Origin of the sequence: Roseomonas chloroacetimidivorans, from assembly GCF_049629625.1 — a bacterium.
Lineage (GTDB): Bacteria > Pseudomonadota > Alphaproteobacteria > Acetobacterales > Acetobacteraceae > Roseomonas > Roseomonas chloroacetimidivorans.
The window spans coordinates 32,958-48,965 of record NZ_JBNBZS010000015.1 but is presented as its reverse complement, the minus strand read 5'-3'; the positions used below and the strand labels follow the sequence as shown (position 1 = coordinate 48,965).

The 16,008-nt window shown below is 68.6% G+C and carries 13 protein-coding genes and 3 tRNA genes; 8 read left to right on the top strand and 8 right to left on the bottom strand.

Annotated features, from left to right (window positions below; genetic code table 11):
* Position 1: 1 nt before the first annotated feature.
* From ACO1BU_RS13420 to ACO1BU_RS13410, 3 genes are all read left to right on the top strand, one after another.
* Positions 2 to 475 (top strand): nucleoside deaminase, encoded by a 474-nt coding sequence (locus tag ACO1BU_RS13420; protein ID WP_424136458.1) that lies wholly within the window; start codon positions 2 to 4, stop codon positions 473 to 475.
* Positions 476 to 551: 76 nt separating this feature from the next.
* Entirely contained in the window at positions 552 to 1,106 is a 555-nt protein-coding gene (locus ACO1BU_RS13415) for a DUF2937 family protein (protein WP_424136457.1), read from the top strand.
* Positions 1,107 to 1,177: 71 nt separating this feature from the next.
* Entirely contained in the window at positions 1,178 to 2,869 is a 1,692-nt protein-coding gene (locus tag ACO1BU_RS13410) for a thiamine pyrophosphate-dependent enzyme (protein ID WP_424136456.1), read from the top strand.
* 70 nt (positions 2,870 to 2,939) lie between these two features.
* Here ACO1BU_RS13410 and ACO1BU_RS13405 read toward each other — a convergent pair whose 3' ends face one another.
* The 5 genes from ACO1BU_RS13405 to ACO1BU_RS13385 form a co-directional block, all read right to left on the bottom strand.
* Positions 2,940 to 4,523, bottom strand: a complete 1,584-nt coding sequence (locus ACO1BU_RS13405) for an ABC transporter substrate-binding protein (RefSeq protein ID WP_424136455.1) — start codon at positions 4,521 to 4,523, stop codon at positions 2,940 to 2,942.
* A gap of 77 nt (positions 4,524 to 4,600) precedes the next feature.
* Entirely contained in the window at positions 4,601 to 5,731 is a 1,131-nt protein-coding gene (locus ACO1BU_RS13400; RefSeq protein ID WP_424136454.1) for a CaiB/BaiF CoA transferase family protein, read from the bottom strand.
* A gap of 9 nt (positions 5,732 to 5,740) precedes the next feature.
* Positions 5,741 to 6,901, bottom strand: a complete 1,161-nt coding sequence (locus ACO1BU_RS13395) for an acyl-CoA dehydrogenase family protein (protein ID WP_424136453.1) — start codon at positions 6,899 to 6,901, stop codon at positions 5,741 to 5,743.
* Between the two features lie 141 nt (positions 6,902 to 7,042).
* Positions 7,043 to 7,726, bottom strand: a complete 684-nt coding sequence (locus ACO1BU_RS13390; protein WP_424136452.1) for a DUF1045 domain-containing protein — start codon at positions 7,724 to 7,726, stop codon at positions 7,043 to 7,045.
* 5 nt (positions 7,727 to 7,731) lie between these two features.
* On the bottom strand, positions 7,732 to 8,871 hold the full coding sequence (locus tag ACO1BU_RS13385; RefSeq protein ID WP_424136451.1) for an alpha-D-ribose 1-methylphosphonate 5-triphosphate diphosphatase: 1,140 nt from the start codon (positions 8,869 to 8,871) through the stop codon (positions 7,732 to 7,734).
* 135 nt (positions 8,872 to 9,006) lie between these two features.
* On the opposite strand from ACO1BU_RS13385, the gene phnF reads away from it, so the two are divergent.
* Positions 9,007 to 9,768 (top strand): phosphonate metabolism transcriptional regulator PhnF, encoded by a 762-nt coding sequence (phnF, locus tag ACO1BU_RS13380; protein WP_424136450.1) that lies wholly within the window; start codon positions 9,007 to 9,009, stop codon positions 9,766 to 9,768.
* A 46-nt stretch (positions 9,769 to 9,814) separates the two neighbouring features.
* Here the strand turns inward: phnF and ACO1BU_RS13375 are convergent.
* The 3 genes from ACO1BU_RS13375 to ACO1BU_RS13365 all read right to left on the bottom strand — a co-directional run bounded on the left by ACO1BU_RS13375 (position 9,815) and on the right by ACO1BU_RS13365 (position 10,218).
* Positions 9,815 to 9,890 (bottom strand) — tRNA-Asn (locus ACO1BU_RS13375).
* Between the two features lie 91 nt (positions 9,891 to 9,981).
* Positions 9,982 to 10,057: transfer RNA gene (locus ACO1BU_RS13370), tRNA-Asn, on the bottom strand.
* 87 nt (positions 10,058 to 10,144) lie between these two features.
* A tRNA-Cys gene (locus ACO1BU_RS13365) sits at positions 10,145 to 10,218 on the bottom strand.
* A gap of 148 nt (positions 10,219 to 10,366) precedes the next feature.
* On the opposite strand from ACO1BU_RS13365, the gene ACO1BU_RS13360 reads away from it, so the two are divergent.
* The 4 genes from ACO1BU_RS13360 (at position 10,367) to ACO1BU_RS13345 (ending at position 16,004) form a co-directional block, all read left to right on the top strand.
* A complete protein-coding gene (locus ACO1BU_RS13360) occupies positions 10,367 to 11,029 on the top strand; it encodes a protein-L-isoaspartate O-methyltransferase family protein (protein WP_424136449.1) in 663 nt (220 codons plus the stop codon).
* Between the two features lie 158 nt (positions 11,030 to 11,187).
* The gene (locus tag ACO1BU_RS13355) at positions 11,188 to 12,612 is read left to right on the top strand and encodes a TolC family outer membrane protein (protein WP_424136448.1); all 1,425 of its coding nucleotides are present in this window, start codon (positions 11,188 to 11,190) and stop codon (positions 12,610 to 12,612) included.
* A 28-nt stretch (positions 12,613 to 12,640) separates the two neighbouring features.
* Positions 12,641 to 13,225, top strand: coding sequence for a DUF2497 domain-containing protein (locus tag ACO1BU_RS13350; RefSeq protein WP_424136447.1), 585 nt, complete (start codon positions 12,641 to 12,643; stop codon positions 13,223 to 13,225).
* Positions 13,226 to 13,307: 82 nt separating this feature from the next.
* On the top strand, positions 13,308 to 16,004 hold the full coding sequence (locus ACO1BU_RS13345) for a valine--tRNA ligase (protein WP_424136446.1): 2,697 nt from the start codon (positions 13,308 to 13,310) through the stop codon (positions 16,002 to 16,004).
* The last annotated feature ends 4 nt before the right edge of the window (positions 16,005 to 16,008 follow it).

The following is a 16,008-nucleotide window of genomic DNA, read 5'->3' as shown; positions in this document are numbered from 1 at the left end:
CATGAACGAGCATGAGCGTATGATGGCCATGGCCATTGAGCAGGCGAAGCACGGTGCTTCCCTGGGAGAGCAGCCCTTCGGGGCGCTGGTCGCCAGGGATGGCGAGGTGGTGGTGAAAACCTGGAGCAAGAAGGTCGGGCTCCGTGACGCCACTGCGCATTCGGAGACGCTGGCGGTCGGCATGGCCTGCCGCGCGCTGGGGCGGCGGGAACTGCCGGACTGCACCTTCTACGCGACCTGTGAGCCCTGCCCGATGTGCCTCGGCGCCATCTTCAACGGCGGCTTCAAGCGGCTGGTGCTGGGGGCGCGGAACGCGGATGTGAAGCGGCTGGCCAAGAAAGCTTTCAATTTTAAGGATTATTCCGTGGAGTCCTTCGCGCGGACGGTGGGCTGGGATTTGGAGGTGATCGAAGGCGTGCTGACGGAGGAATGTGTCGCGCTCTACACCTCCGCTGAGGTGGAGTTGACGCGCTGATCCGCTTTCCGTCCGCGGGCGCAACCCTCGGCCTTCCCGGTGCCTTCCAGGCCCGGGTGGTTGAGGGAGGTTTGCGTTGCGCCTGGCCGGACGTTGGCTGTCGGATTTCCTGCGCCTTGGGCTTGGCCTGGCGCTGGCGCTCGCTGCCATGCAGCTGCCGGCCATTACGGCGGCCTATGACGCGGCGCTGGTGCAGGTTTCCGAACAGGCGCGAAGCGACATCGCGCAGCGGGAGAGCGCCGCACGGGACTATTACGGGCTGACCGGGAGATCGGAGGAGGTGATCGCGGCCCTGCGGACGCGCGAGCCGTCGAACGCGCAGGGGCTGGAGACCTCGATCGCGCGGGAAGAAGCCTTACGAGGCGCCCATGCAAGGATTGCCGGGGCGTCACCCCTCCTGCGGCCGGTCCGGGCGGCCTGGGACCTGATGGACGATCCCTTCGGGAACAAGTCGGCGATTCTCCGAACGGCGGTCGCGCTGCACGAGCCGCAGGTCCTGCTCGGTGTCGTCGCTGCGACCTACGGCTTGGTCGGCCTGCTGCTGGGGCTGCTGCTGGCGAACCTCCTGCTCGCCCTTCTCGGCTGGCTGGCCCGCGGCGGCCGCGCCGCCCGGCACCGCGAGGCGGTGTAGCCCGCCCGGTTCCGGCCCGCCGCATTCTGCTCTAGCCTCCGCCGCCACGCCAGGACGGGGAGAGACGGCAGATGGACGGGCATGTGGACAAGAGGTCGGGGACGGGCCGCACGGGTGGGCAGTTGCTGGCGGATGCGCTGGTAGCCCAGGGCGTCACCCACGCCTTCTCCGTGCCGGGCGAATCCTTCCTCGACCTGCTGGACGGGCTCTATAATGTCCGCAACCGCATCGAGCTGGTCACCTGCCGCTTTGAGGCCGGGGCCGTCCACATGGCCGAGGCCCATGCCAAGCTGACCGGCAAGCCCGGCGTTGCCATCGTCACCCGCGGTCCTGGCGCCTGCCACGCCAGTATCGGGGTGCATGTGGCGATGCAGGACAGCACCCCGCTCGTGCTGATCGTCGGCCAGATTCCCTTCGCCGAGACCGACCGCGACACCTTCCAGGAGGTGGATTACCGCCGGATGTTCTCGCCGCTCGCGAAGTGGGTGACGCAGATCGACGACGCCGCCCGCATCCCGGAACTCATGGCCCGCGCCTTCGACATCGCGACCAGCGGCCGCCCAGGCCCCGTGGTCGTCGCGATCAGCGAGGAGATGCAGAAGTCCATCGTCGACGTGCAGGATATCGGCCCGGCGCCGACCCTTCCGGCCTTCCCGGCGCCGCATGCGATCCCGCGCCTGCTGGAGTTGCTGGACGGGGCACAGCGGCCGGTCGTCGTCCTTGGCGGCACCGGCTGGTCCGCCGAAGGCAAGGCGGCCATCCGGGACTGGGCCTTGGCGCATGATCTGCCCGTCGCGGTCGGCTTCCGCCGTCTTGGCCTGTTTGACGGCACCTCGCCGAACTTCGCGGGCGATCTCGGCGTCGGCTCCGATCCGGGGCTGGTGGCGCGGGTGAAGGAATCGGACCTGGTCATTGCCATCGGAAGTCGCCTGGGCGAGGCGACCAGCCAGGGCTACACACTGTTCCCTGCCGGCCAGACCAGCCCGATTGTGCAGGTGCATCCGGACCCCGCCGAGATCGGCCGCGTCTTCCGTCCGCTGCTGGGCATCACCGCGGAGCTGAACGCCTTCGCCATTGCCCTGCGCGACGCTGCACCGGGCAAGCCGCGCCCCTGGGGCGAGTGGACCCGCAAGCTGCGCGCCGGGCGCGAGGCGAGCGCCGCCGCGCCGGATTATGAGGGCCCGCTGAACTTCGCCCGCGCGCTGCAGGCGCTGGAGGCGGAGCTGCCGGAGGACACGATCTTCACCGTGGATGCCGGTAACTTCGCCACCTGGCCGCAGCGCTTCATGTCCGTGCGGGAGAAGCAGGACTTCCTTGGCCCGACCAATGGCGCGATGGGCTATTCCGTACCGTCCGGCATCGGCGCGGCCATCACCTATCGTGACCGGTGCGTGGTGAGCTTCGTCGGCGATGGCGGGTTCCTGATGACGGGGCAGGAGATCGCGACGGCCTTCCATGCCGGCGTGGCGCCGATCGTGATCGTCGTGAACAACGGCCAGTACGGCACCATCCGCATGTATCAGGAGCGGACCTACCCGGGCCGCGTCTCCGGCACGCAGCTCACCAATCCCGACTTCGCCAAGTTCATTGAGGCCTTCGGCGGGCATGGCGAAGTGGTGGTGGCGACGGATGAGTTGGTGCCTGCCTTCCGCCGGGCGCGCGCCAGCGGTAAGCCCGCCATTATCGAGGTGCGGATGAGCCCGGAGCAGATCACAAACCGGCAGACCGTTGCGCAGATCCGCCAAGCCGCCGCCAAGAGCTGAACTGGCGCGTCAGGTCTTAGTACGATGAAAGCCAAGAGGCCGGAGGAGTGCTCTCCTCCGGCCTTTTTCCTCAGCTGCGCCGCACGTTCCAGAAGGTGGAGAAGCCAGGCAGGACGCCGGTCAGGTTAGCTCGAATGGCGGTCGGCTGCAGGTATTGGCCTAGCGGGTAGAAGGGAGCCTCCTTCATGGCCTCGAGCTGTAGGTCCCGGCAGATGGCAGCTTGCGCAGCCTCGTCCGGCGCCTCGAACCAGGCATTGCGCAGTTCCTCGATCTTCGGGATCGTCGCCCAGCCGGCATAGCCAGCCTCGCCCGCGCCACGCAGGGCGAAATGGGTACCGGGGTTCAGCCAGTCCGCACCCACCCAGTTGGTGACGAAGGCGCTCCAGCCGCCGTCGGACACGGGTCCCTTGCGGTTGCGCCGCTGCAGCATCGCGTTGAACTCGACCGCATAGGTCTCGACGTTGAAGCCGACCTGGCGAAGCATGTCCTCCATCACGGCGCCCTGGGTCATCAGCACCTGGGCATTTGAAGGGATCATGAGCAGCACTGTCTCGCCCTTGTAGCCGGCTGCCGCGATGTCGCGCTTCACCCTGGCCAGATCCCGCGGCCCCTTCAGCACGTCCAGGCCGGCGTCGCTCGCCATAGGCGTGCCCGGGCAGAAGAAACCCAGCGGCACGTTGTAGAGGCTCGTCTCGCTCGGGCCGACCACGGCCTGCATGCAGGCGGTCTGGTCGACGGCGCCCCAGAGCGCGCGACGAATGGCGGGGTTGTTGAAGGGGGCTTGCAGGTGGTTCACCTGCATCATCGGCACGAAGCCCGTCCGGTCCTTCACCTCCACCCTCACGTTCCGGTCCCGCCGCATCAGCGGGATCTGGTCGTGATAGGCGTATTCCATCCAGTCCTGCTCGCCGGCGATGAGCGAGGCGGTGGCGGTGGAGGGGTCGGGCATGGTGTGCCACTCCACCCGGTCGAAGTGCACGACCTTCGGGCCAGAGGTCCAGGTGGAGGTGCCGTCCTTGCGCGGCACATAGCCCTCGAACTTCGTGTAGACGTTCAGCGATCCCGGCACGCGCTCATCAGCCTTGAAACGGAACGGGCCGCTTCCGATCATCTCCGAGACAGGTCTGAAAGGATCGGTGCTGGCCAGGCGCTCCGGCATGATCGCGCAAACCGGCGTCGCCGCCTTGCCCAGCGCCATTGCCAGGAGCGGGAAGGGGCGCTTCAGGCGGAAGCGGATCGTCTTGTCATCGGGCGCGGAGAGTTCGTCGGTTGCGGCCATGAGCATCGTGCCCATCGGGTCGCGCGCGGCCCAGCGGCGGACGGAGGCCACGCAGTCGCGCGCCAGGACGGGCGTGCCGTCATGAAAGCGCAGCCCGTCACGGAGCGTCAGGGTCCAGAGCTTGCCGTCATTCTCGATGCGGTGGCCCTCGACCATCTGCGGAGTCGGCTGGAACCTGTCGTCCATTCCGTACAGCGTGTCGAAGACAAGATAGCCATGATTGCGGCTGATATAGGCGGTGGTGGTGACGGGATCGAGGACGATCAGGTCCTGCTGCGGGATGAAGCGCAGTGTGGTGGCGGGTTGCGCACGGGCGAGGGACGGTGCGGCAATGGCAGCCGCGCCGGCCACTTTCATCAGGGTGCGACGGTACATGATCTGATACTCCTTGGCCGAACTACGAAGCTGGCAAGAAAGGGACCATCAGCCGGCGCGAGAGGATCCCACGTCAGTCATGCCGCGAACTCGGCCCGGATACTGGCCGTGTGCGCGCCGAGCGCGGGCACGGGGCCGAGGTCACGCGGCCCGTCGCTGAACACGGGGGCCGGCGCGGCGAGGGAGACGGGGCCGCCAGGCGTTTCCAGTGTCACGCGGCGCAACGCCGGGTGCTGTGCGAAAGCGGCCAGATCGTTGACGAACCCAAAGGCCGTCCGCGCGGCCTTAAGTCGTGCAGCGCATTCCTCGCGGCTCAACGCTGCGAACACGGCGGCGATATGGGCGTCGACCATGGGCCGGTTGGCCACCCGCTCCACATTGCTGCGGAAGCCCTCGTGCTGCGGCAGGTCGGGTTCCCGCAGGAAATGGACGCAGAAATCCGCCCATTCGCGCTCATTCTGGATGGAGATGAGCACCGGCGTGCCATCCGCCGTTTCAAAGGCGCTGTAGGGGCAGATGGAAGGGTGGGCGAGGCCGACCCGGGCCGGTGCCTTGCCTGTGCCCTCGTAATAGACCAGCGGCACGTTCATCCAGTCGGCCATTCCGTCGAAAAGCGAGACTGCGATGCCCTTGCCGCGCCCGGTGATGCCGCGCTCGATCAACGCCTCCAGCACGGCGGAATAGGCGTTCATGCCGCAGGCGATGTCGCAGACGGAGACGCCGACCCGGCCCGGTCCCTCCGGGCGGCCGGTCACGCTGCAAAGCCCGCTTTCGGCCTGCACCAGAAGGTCATAGGCCTTCATGCCCGCGTATTCGCCGGTCTCGCCATAACCGGAGATGTCGACGGTGATGAGGCGCGGGTGCTGCGCGCGCAGATCGGCGCTGCCAAAACCCGCCCGCGCCGCCGCGCCGGGCGCGAGGTTCTGGATGAACACATCCGCCTTGGCGACCATGCGACGAAGCAGTGCAAGATCTTCCGCCTGCTTGATGTCGAGGATCACGCTTTCCTTGCCGCGGTTCAGCCAGACGAAGTAGCTGGATGATCCCTTCGCGCTGGCATCGTATCCCCGTGCGAAGTCACCTTCCGCGCGCTCGATCTTGATCACTCGCGCGCCGGCATCGGCGAGGCGACCGGCGCAATAGGGTGCCGCGACCGCCTGCTCCATGGAGATGACGAGCAGCCCCGCCAGTGGCTTCGATCCGGGCATGGATTTCCCCTAGAAGCTGCGCGGCATGCCGAGGACGTGCTCGGCCACATAGCTGAGGATCAGGTTCGTGCTGATCGGCGCCACCTGATAGAGCCGCGTCTCCCTGAACTTGCGCTCAACGTCGTATTCATGCGCGAAGCCGAAGCCGCCATGGAATTGCAGGCAGGCATTCGCGGCCTCCCAGGAAGCTTTCGCGGCCAGGTATTTCGCCATGTTCGCCTGCGCCCCGCAGGGCTGGTGCGCGTCGAAAAGCCGGCAGGCCTCGAAGCGCATGAGGTTGGCGGCCTCGATCTCGATATAGGATTCCGCGATCGGGAACTGCACGCCCTGGTTCTGCCCGATCGGGCGGCCGAAAACGATGCGCTCCTTCGTGTAAGGCACAACCTTGTCGATGAACCAGTAACCGTCGCCGATGCATTCGGCCGCGATCAGCGTGCGCTCCGCATTCAGCCCGTCCAGGATGTATTTGAACCCGCGCCCTTCCTCGCCGATCAGGTTCTCCGCCGGGATCTCCAGGTTGTCGAAGAACAGCTCGTTCGTCTCGTGGTTGACCATGTTGTCGATCGGCCGGACCGTCATGCCCTTGCCGATCGCGTCGCGCAGATCGACCAGGAAGATCGACATGCCCTCCGACTTCTTCTTCACCTCGGCCAGCGGCGTCGTGCGGGCCAGCAGGATCATCAGCTCGGAATGCTGGATGCGGGAGATCCAGACCTTCTGGCCATTCACCACATAGCGGTCGCCCTTCCGAACGGCCGTGGTCTTGATCTTGGTCGTGTCGGTGCCGGTTGTAGGCTCGGTCACGCCCATGGATTGCAGGCGTAACTCACCCGAGGCGATCTTCGGGAGGTAGCGCCGCTTCTGCTCCTCCGAGCCGTGCCGGAGCAGGGTACCCATGTTGTACATCTGGCCATGGCAGGCGCCGGAATTACCGCCGGACCGGTTGATCTCCTCCATGATGATGGAGGCCTCGGTCAGGCCGAGGCCGGAGCCGCCATATTCCTCGGGGATCAGGGCGGCCAGCCAGCCGGCCCTGGTCAGGGCCTCGACAAAGGCCTCGGGATAGCCCCGTTCGGCGTCGATCTTGCGATGGTACTCAGCCGGAAATTCGGCGCAGAGGGCGCGGACGGCATCGCGCAGCTCCTGATGCTCGTCGATGGTCGTTGGCATGGCCTTCCCTCCCGCGCGGTTCGCTTCGCCTCAGGAAGGCGCTGAGGGCCTTCCCCGGCCGGGCTTCGCCTCGGCCCGTCTCGCCCGACCGTCATGCCGCCGGGCGAGGCGCGGGGGAAGAGGGAATGACGGGGCGGTGCCTCAGCCGCCGAGCGGCAGGCGCTCAGCGAGCAGGAAAGGCTGGCCTGGGGCGGGTTGGGTGAAGAGGCACAGCTCGGTCACCCGGCGAGGCCGGGCAGCGGCGTCCCCCAGCATCGCCTCCGCCACGGGCCGGATCGCGGCGTCCTGCTCGGGCGTAAGACGCTGGGTCAGGGTCACGTGGAAGCGCCATTCACCGAACACCTGCGGATAGCCCCAACGGTACAGGTTGTGGCGCCCGGCCGGGGAAAGGCGCTCCGGCCTGCGCCGCGCGATCTCGGCCTCGTCGGGAGGAACGCGATGGACGTCGAGCGTCGCCACGCAGGCATCCGCCAGGGCCTGGAGGGCAGGGCAGGGGGCGCTTTCCCGCAGTGCCAGGAAGCCACTGAGCGAGGTGATCTCCAGCGGCGGCAGGTCGAAGGGTTCCGTGGCCGCGGCCATGCGGGCCGCGTCATCCCGCAGGGCGGCGTAGGAGCCGGCCAGACGAAAGGGTGGCTTCAGCGTGGCATGCAGGCCGTAGCCGCGCGCGTCGCCCGTCAGGGCATGCAGGTCGAAGCCGGGAATGGCGGGCTGGGGCAGCGTCGCGCCTGTCTCGGCGTCCCTGCCCAGCCAGGTGCTGCCCAGGCTGTGCAGGGGATCGTCCACGGGCGGCGCCCAGTAGAGTGCCGCGCGCGCAGGGTGGGCCATGCCGGTCATGCGATCCGCGCCCCGTTGCGCCAGACGGCCTGCACCACCGGCATGGCGCCGAAGGCCCGCACCCGCACCAGATCGGCCCGCAGCCCGGGGGCAAGGCTTCCCCGGTCGGTCAGCCCGAGCGCCCGGGCCGGGTTCGCCGTGATGGTCGCGACGGCGGCGGGCAGAGACAGGCCGGCTTCGGGAACCAGTTTCCACGCCGCCTCGATCATGGCCGGCGGCACGTAGTCGGAGGCAATGATATCCACCAGCCCCCTTCGGGCCAGATCGGCCGCCGAGACATTGCCGGAATGGCTGCCCCCGCGCACGAGGTTGGGCGCGCCGACGATCACCGCCATGCCATGCGCCCGGGCAGCTTGGGCAGCCTCGACATTCACGGGAAATTCGCTGATCCGGATGCCGTCGGCAGCATTCTGGGCCACCACGGCCGGGTCCCAGTCGTCATGGAAGGCCAGCGGCACGTCCCGACCCTCGAACATGGAAAGCAGGGCGCGGCGGTTAGGCGCGCTCACCAGCTCCCGTTGCGCGGTCAGCTCGGCGATACGCCGCTCCACAGCCTCCGGGGAGTTGCCGCCCTTTACCCGCATGGCACGGTAGCGGGCGGCATCGGCGTATTGGCCAACGCCGGGCGTGTGGTCCATCAGGCTGACCATCCGCAGCAGCGGGTGGCCATGATAGTCTTCCAGCATCGGCAGCATGTCTCGCGCCGGCAACTCGCAGCGCAGGTGCAGCAGGTGTTCTGATTTCAGCACCCCTGCCGCGGTCAGCGCGTCCATATCGCGCACCCCGTCGCGGGCGGTCTGAAGCCGGCTCTCGTCGAAGCCAAGATCGCCCAGGCAGAGCGCATCCAGCACCGTCGTCACGCCCGCCACGGCCGTTTGCGAGTCGTGGGACAGGAAGGCTGAAACAGAAGGCCAGCGCGCCATGCTGCGCGGCAGGATCTGGCGCTCCAGGTTGTCCGTATGGACATCGACCACGCCGGGGATGACGTAGTCTCCCTCCAGGTCCAGCGCGCCCGGAACGGTGCTGCGGCCCGGTGACACCTCTATGATGCGCCCGTCTCGCACCACCAGCGTGCCCTCTTCCATCCGGTCGGGCAGGACCAGCCGCGCGTTGGTCAGGATCATCTCGTCGCTCATGTGCCCCCTTCTGCCCGAGCATCGCGCCGGGGCAAGCCCTCGTCCCATGATCGTCACGCAGGGTTCACGCGCCAGGATAGACGTCTAGACAAGTCTGCCCCGCCACGGATAGCGTCCGGTTTCCGGGAGGGCGCGATGGGTATGATCCTGGAAGCAGGGCTGGCGTCGGGCCTGGACCGCGGCGGCGGAGTGGCCCTGTGGCGGCAGATCGTCGAAGCCCTCGAATCGGCCATTGCCTCGGGGCCGCATGCTCCTGAGGACCGCCTGCCCAGCGAGGGTACGTTGGCCGCCCATTTTGGGGTGAATCGTCACACGATTCGGCGGGCGCTGGAGGAACTGGCACTGCGCGGCGTCATCCGTACCGAGCAGGGGCGGGGCAGCTTCATAGCCCATGACGTGCTCGACTACCCGCTGCATGGCCGGACCCGCTTCTCCGAGAACATGCGGGCGCAGCGGCGGGAGCCCGCCGGGACCATCCTGCGTATGGGGCCCGTTCCGGCCGAAACCGTGGTGGCGGAGGCGCTGGGGATTCGCAGGAACCGGCCCGTCCTCCGGGTGGAGCGCCTGGGGTCGGCTGACGGCCGGCCCGTGGTGATCGGCATCCACCATCTGCCGCTGCCGCGATTCGCTCCGGCTCAGATGGCCCTGCGGGCTGACCCATCCATCACGGCCGCCCTAGCGGCCTGCGGGCTGGAGGACTACCGGCGCGCCCGCACTCGGATCACCGCCCGCCTGCCCAATGCTGAGGAGGCTTGGCGGCTGGAGCAGCCGCGCGGCCGGCCGGTGCTGGTGACGGAGGCGCTGAATGTCGATCCGGAAGGCCGCCCCGTGGATTTCACCCTGGCCAGCTATGCCGCAGGCCGGGTGCAGGTGCTGGTCGACGGAGAAGGGGGCTGAAAAAGGCAAGGGGGACGCACCTTGCGGCACATCCCCCTCCGTAAGATGGCTCCCCGAGTTGGACTCGAACCAACGACCTAGCGATTAACAGTCGCGTGCTCTACCAGCTGAGCTATCGAGGATCAGCCCCGTCGGTCTGCCCTGAATTGGGGCACGAGGCAGGCGGAAGACAAGAAGGGGGACGTGCCCGACGGCCCATCCCCCTCCGTAAAATGGCTCCCCGAGTTGGACTCGAACCAACGACCTAGCGATTAACAGTCGCGTGCTCTACCAGCTGAGCTATCGGGGATCAGTCCCGTTGGTCTGCCCTGGTGAGGCAGCGGGGCGCGCCGGATACCCCGCCTTTCCGTTCCCCGCAAGGGGGTAGGAGAAGCGATGGAGGCCTGAGCGGGAATCGAACCCACATTCACGGATTTGCAGTCCGTTGCATCACCATTCTGCCATCAGGCCGGCACGCGGCGCCGATATCGCTTCCCAGAGGCGGCGGGTCAACCCGCCTCACGCAAACCAACTGGTAAAGGGTGAGGGGGGCATCCTTCCAAGCGCCGCCAGTCGCCCCTATAAACCGACCGGTTCAGTGAATGGGGCAGCGGGCGGCATGGACTACGCCGAGGCGCGCAGGCGCATGGTGGACGGGCAGATAAAGCCCAACCGGGTGACGGATCCGCGGATTTTCCGCGCGATGCAGGAGGTACCGCGCGAGCTCTTCGTGCCGGCGAATCTCCGCAGCCGTGCGCTGGCGGATGAGGATCTGGCCCTGGGCGGCGGGCGCGTGCTGCTCCAGCCCATGGTCATCGCGCGGCTGATTCAGACCGCCGCGCCGCGCACCGCGGAGCGCGTGCTCGTGGCGGCCTCCGGCACAGGCTATGGCGCTGCGTTGCTCGGCCATATGGGGTGCCAGGTCGTCGCCGTGGAGGACGATCCCGCCCTGCTGGCGATCGCCGGCCCGGCACTGGCCAGCGCGGGCTTGCCGCCCGGCGCCGTCCGGCAGCAGCAGGGCAATCCGGCCGCGGGCTTCCCGGAGGCCGCGCCCTATGACCTGATCGTGGTGGAGGGCGCGATTCCAGCCGTGCCGCCCGCCCTGGCCGAGCAGCTCTCCGAAGGCGGCCGCATCGTCGCGATCCGCCTCACGCCGGGGAAGGCGGGCGCCGCCATTCTCGGCCGGCGGGTTGCGGGGCAGCTCAGCACGGTCGAGGTCTTCGACGTACGCGGGACACTGTTGCCGGCCTTCGCCCCGAAGCCCCACTTTCAGTTCGTCTGATTTCGCGAAGGTGGGGCGACGCGCCCGAAACCTTCCCGAAAGGGATATGCCGTCATCCTGGCCCCGTGGCGCGGGAGCGGGCTAACATCGTCGATAACGGAATCACGTGGTCGGCCCTGCGCCCAGGGGCGGGCCACGGCCCATCAGGATCGCAGCCGATGACCAGCACCACATTCCCGCGCTTGCGTCTCCGACACGCCCTTCTCGGCACCGTCCTCGCAGGACTCGCGTCGCCCGCGGGCGCCCAGACGCTGCAGGAGGCGCTGGCCCAGACCTATGCGAACAACCCGACTCTCACCACCGCGCGCGCCCAGCTCCGCGTCGTGGACGAGAATGTGCCGCAGGCCTTGGCTGGCTGGCGCCCGACAGTCAGCCTCTCCGGCTCGGCGGGCTACACCGCGGGTAATCTTCGTCAACGCACCACCAATGTCTTCGGCCAGCGAGTCGGAGTCACGACGGATCAGGATCGTGGCGTCGCCTCGGTGGCGGCCACGATCACCCAGCCGCTCTACCGTGGCGGCCGCACGGTGGCCTCGACCCGGCGCGCCGAGAATCAGGTTCTTGCCCAGCGAGCCCGGTTGCTCGCGACCGAGCAGCAGGTGCTGCAGGACACTGTTGCCGCCTATGTGAACACGATCCGCTATCAGGAGGAGGTCCGCCTCAACCTGAACAACGCGCAGGTCCTGCAGCGCCAGCTCGAGGCAACAAACGAGCGCTTTCGGGTTGGTGAAATCACGAGGACCGACGTGGCGCAGGCGGAGTCGCGCCTCGCCGGCGCCCGCGCGTCCCGGACCGAGTCGGAGGGGCAGCTCCAGAACGCCCGCGCCACCTTCCAGCGCGTCGTCGGCACGGCCCCCGGTCGGCTGACCGCGCCCCAGCCCCTGGCACCGGCTGTCCGCAACGGGCAGGACGCGGTCCAGGTCGCGGCCCTGAACAACCCGGCCGTGGTCGCCGCCCTGTTCGACGAGGCCGCCGCGCGCGACTTCATCGATGTGCAAGTCTCCGCCCTGCTGCCGCAGGCCAGCCTCCAGGCGCAGGCCACCCGCAGCGACAATCAGCAGACGGCCGGCACCCGCATCACCGGCGAGAGCATTCTCGCCACGGTAACGGTGCCAATTTACCAGGGTGGTGCCGAGTATGCCGCCGTCCGCCAGGCCCGCCAGGACGCCACCCGGCTCCGACAGGTGGTGGACGACCAGCGCCGGACGGCCTCGGCCCAGGCCTCCCAGGCCTGGGAGACGCTGGTGAGCACCCGCGCCACGGTGGACAGCGTGCGCGCCCAGATCCGGGCGGCCGAGATCGCGCTGGACGGCGTGCAGCGGGAGGCAGTGGTCGGAAGCCGCACCACGCTGGACGTGCTGAACGCCGAGCAGGAGCTGCTGAACGCCCGCGTGTCGCTGGTGCGCGCCCTGACGAATGTTGTCACGGCCAGCTACTCTCTTGCCCAGTCCGTCGGGCGTCTGACGGCACGTGACCTTGCCCTTCCGGTCGCTCTTTACGACCAGGAATCCTATTATCGCGCCGTCCGCGACCGCTGGGCCGGGCTGAGCGACTATGCCGCTCCCCAGCCGGTGCGCGACTGACCCGCCAAGCCGAAACGAGGAGCCCCGCATGTCCGGAGCCGCCACCCCCGGGCAGGACCCGTCGATGGAGGACATCCTGGCCTCCATCCGTAAGATCCTGAACGAGGAGGAGGAGGCGGCCCAGCGTCCAGCCCCGCCACTTCCCTCGGCGGCGCGCGAGCCGCTCGAACTAGCGCCCGAGCCGCTTGAACTGACCGAGGAGATGCTGGTGTCTCCCGTGATCGGGCCTGCGCCCGGCCCGGTACCTACGCCCGTGCCGACACCACTGCCGGCCGCAGCCGCTCCGGCGGCCCCTGTGGCGCCGAGTCCGACACCCGTCGCGCCCGTGCCCGCACCGGCACCCGCGCCTGCCCCGGGGCTGTCAGATGCGGCGGAGGGGCTCGTGGCTCCCGCCACGGCCGCGGCGGCCGCCGCGTTGATCGGCCAGCTCGCCCGCACCGTGGCCGCGGAGCGCACCGCGCCGGTGCATCGCGGCGGTCCTTCGATCGAGGATGTGGTGCGGGAGGAACTCCGTCCGCTCCTGAAGGAGTGGATGGACGCCCATCTACCGGCAATGATGGAGCGGCTGGTGCGGGCCGAGATCGAGCGGGTGGTCAGCCGGTCACTCGGCTGAGTCTGCGGCCCGCGCAGCCCGCAGGGCAGGGCAGGGCGCATTCCCCTTGACGGGGGCCGAGCCCGCCGCCAAGCCTCCGCTCATGCTCGACAAGACGCTTTCGCCCGCCGGCTTCGAGCCGCGCCTCTATGAAGGCTGGGAGGCTTCCGGCGCCTTTACGGCGAACCCGGCCTCCGACGCCAAGCCCTTCACCATCATGATTCCGCCGCCCAATGTCACGGGCAGCCTGCATGTCGGCCACGCGCTGGACGTGACGATCCAGGACACGCTGGTCCGCTTTCGCCGCATGCAGGGCCGGGACGCGCTCTGGCAACCCGGCACGGACCATGCGGGCATCGCGACCCAGATGGTGGTGGAGCGCCTGCTGGCCGCGGAGGGCAAGGACCGGCGCGAGATGGGCCGCGAGGCCTTCCTCCAGCGCGTCTGGCAGTGGAAGGGCGAAAGCGGCGGCACCATCACCCGTCAGCTCCGCCGCATGGGCGCCAGCCTCGACTGGTCGCGCGAGCGCTTCACCATGGATGAGGGGCTCTCGGACGCCGTGCGGGAGGTTTTCGTGACCCTGCACCGCCAGGGCCTGATGTATCGCGACCGGCGTCTGGTGAACTGGGACGTGAAGTTCCAGACCGCCATCTCCGACCTGGAGGTGGAGAGCCGGGAGGTGAAGGGGAATCTCTGGCACCTCCGCTACCCTGTGGACGGCCAGCCCGGCCGCTATATCGTCGTGGCCACCACCCGGCCGGAGACGATGCTGGGCGATACCGCGGTGGCGGTGAACCCGGAGGACTCGCGCTTCCAGGATCTGATCGGGCAGGCCGTGATCCTGCCGATCGTCGGCCGCCGCATTCCTGTCGTGGCCGATGCCTATTCGGACCCGGAGAAGGGCTCGGGCGCGGTGAAGATCACCCCGGCCCATGACTTCAACGACTTCGAGGTCGGCAAGCGCCACAACCTGCCGTCCCCGTCCGTGCTGGATGCGGAGGGACGGATCACGCTTGCGGAGCTGGAGGCGGATATCCATTCCATGCCCGGCCTCGCCGAGCCGTCGGTGCTGGCAGGCCTGGAGGGGCTGGAGCGCTTCGAGGCCCGCAAGGCCATTCTGGCCGAGCTGGAACGGCTGGACCTGATCGAGAAGATCGAACCGCATACCCATGCCGTGCCGCATGGCGACCGCTCCGGCGTGCCCATCGAGCCGCGCCTGACCTGGCAGTGGTATGTGGATGCCGCGACGCTGGCCAAGCCCGCGGTGGAGGCGGTGGAGAGCGGCCGCACCCAGTTCGTGCCGAAGCAGTGGGAGAACACCTTCTTCGCCTGGATGCGCGACATCCAGCCCTGGTGCGTCTCCCGCCAGCTTTGGTGGGGCCACCAGATTCCGGCCTGGTACGGCCCGGATGGTCATATCTTCGTCGAGCGTACCGAGCCCGAGGCGATCGCCGCCGCCCGCAGCCACTACGGGCGCGAGGTGGAACTGACCCGCGATCCGGACGTGCTGGACACCTGGTTCTCCTCCGGCCTCTGGCCCTTCTCCACGCTGGGCTGGCCGAAGCAGACGCCGGAACTGGCGCGCTACTATCCCGGCGACGTGCTGGTGACGGGCTTCGACATCATCTTCTTCTGGGTTGCCCGGATGATGATGCTGGGCATCCACTTCATGGGCGACGTGCCCTTCAAGGTCGTGAACATCCACGGCCTGGTCCGCGACGAGCGCGGGCAGAAGATGTCCAAGTCCAAGGGCAATGTCATGGACCCACTGGAACTGGCGGATGCCTATGGCGCGGATGCCCTGCGCTTCACCCTGGCTTCCTTCGCGGGCCCCGGGCGGGACGTGCGGCTGGGCCGGCAGAAGGTGGAGAGCAACCGCGCCTTCGTGACGAAGCTGTGGAACGCCGCCCGCTTCTGCGAGATGAACGGCATCGCGCCGGATACCTCCTTCGACCCCATGCAGGCGAAGACCCCGCTGGCGCGCTGGATCATTGATGCCGGCAATGCCGCCATCGCCGAGGCCACCGCGGCGCTGGAGGCCTTCCGGCTGGATGACTATGCCGCCGCGATCTATCGCTTCACCTGGGGCAGCTTCTGCGACTGGTTCCTGGAGCTGGCCAAGCCCGCCCTGACCGGGCCTGACGGTCTGGAGAAGGCCGAGGCCAAGGGCGCCGCACAGCACGTGCTGGGCCTGATCCTGCGCCTTGCCCATCCCGTCATGCCCTATGTGACGGAGGAGCTATGGGACCGCTTCGGCTATGGCCCGGAGGGCAGCCTGATCCGCACGCCCTGGCCGGAGCCGGTGGCGGTCATGGGGGCCGAGGAAGCGCGGGCCGAGCTGAACTGGCTCGTGGACTTCATCTCCGAGGTGCGCGCCGTGCGGGCCGAGGTCAACGTCCCACCCTCCGTGACCGTGCCGCTGCTGATACAGGGCGCCTCCGCCGAAACCATGGACCGGGCGGCACGCTGGATCGAGCCGATCCGCCGCATGGCCCGCGCAACCGAGGTGAAGCCGCTGGACGGCGCGGCGCCGGAGGGCGTGGCCCAGGCCGTGGTGCATGAAGCCACGGTGATGCTGCCTCTTTCCGGCGTGGTGGACCTGGCTGCCGAGCGTACCCGCCTGGCAAAGGAGCACGCGAAGGTTGAGGCGGAAGCGCGCAAGATCGCGCAGAAGCTGGCCAATCCCGACTTTACCAGCCGGGCGAAGGAGGAGGTGGTGGAGGAGACGCGCGAGCGCCTATCCGCGGCCGAGGCCGAGGCGGCACGCCTCGCCGCCGCTATCTCACGCATCGCGGCCTGAGCGC

What these genes read in the sequence shown, in the direction of transcription:
- ACO1BU_RS13420 (WP_424136458.1), top strand. Translation starts at nt 2, where the DNA reads ATGAACGAGCATGAGCGTATGATGGCCATGGCCATTGAGCAGGCGAAG.
- ACO1BU_RS13410 (WP_424136456.1), top strand. Translation starts at nt 1,178, where the DNA reads ATGGACGGGCATGTGGACAAGAGGTCGGGGACGGGCCGCACGGGTGGG.
- ACO1BU_RS13405 (WP_424136455.1), bottom strand. Translation starts at nt 4,523, where the DNA reads ATGTACCGTCGCACCCTGATGAAAGTGGCCGGCGCGGCTGCCATTGCC.
- ACO1BU_RS13400 (WP_424136454.1), bottom strand. Translation starts at nt 5,731, where the DNA reads ATGCCCGGATCGAAGCCACTGGCGGGGCTGCTCGTCATCTCCATGGAG.
- ACO1BU_RS13395 (WP_424136453.1), bottom strand. Translation starts at nt 6,901, where the DNA reads ATGCCAACGACCATCGACGAGCATCAGGAGCTGCGCGATGCCGTCCGC.
- ACO1BU_RS13390 (WP_424136452.1), bottom strand. Translation starts at nt 7,726, where the DNA reads ATGGCCCACCCTGCGCGCGCGGCACTCTACTGGGCGCCGCCCGTGGAC.
- ACO1BU_RS13385 (WP_424136451.1), bottom strand. Translation starts at nt 8,871, where the DNA reads ATGAGCGACGAGATGATCCTGACCAACGCGCGGCTGGTCCTGCCCGAC.
- phnF (WP_424136450.1), top strand. Translation starts at nt 9,007, where the DNA reads ATGGGTATGATCCTGGAAGCAGGGCTGGCGTCGGGCCTGGACCGCGGC.
- ACO1BU_RS13360 (WP_424136449.1), top strand. Translation starts at nt 10,367, where the DNA reads ATGGACTACGCCGAGGCGCGCAGGCGCATGGTGGACGGGCAGATAAAG.
- ACO1BU_RS13355 (WP_424136448.1), top strand. Translation starts at nt 11,188, where the DNA reads ATGACCAGCACCACATTCCCGCGCTTGCGTCTCCGACACGCCCTTCTC.
- ACO1BU_RS13350 (WP_424136447.1), top strand. Translation starts at nt 12,641, where the DNA reads ATGTCCGGAGCCGCCACCCCCGGGCAGGACCCGTCGATGGAGGACATC.
- ACO1BU_RS13345 (WP_424136446.1), top strand. Translation starts at nt 13,308, where the DNA reads ATGCTCGACAAGACGCTTTCGCCCGCCGGCTTCGAGCCGCGCCTCTAT.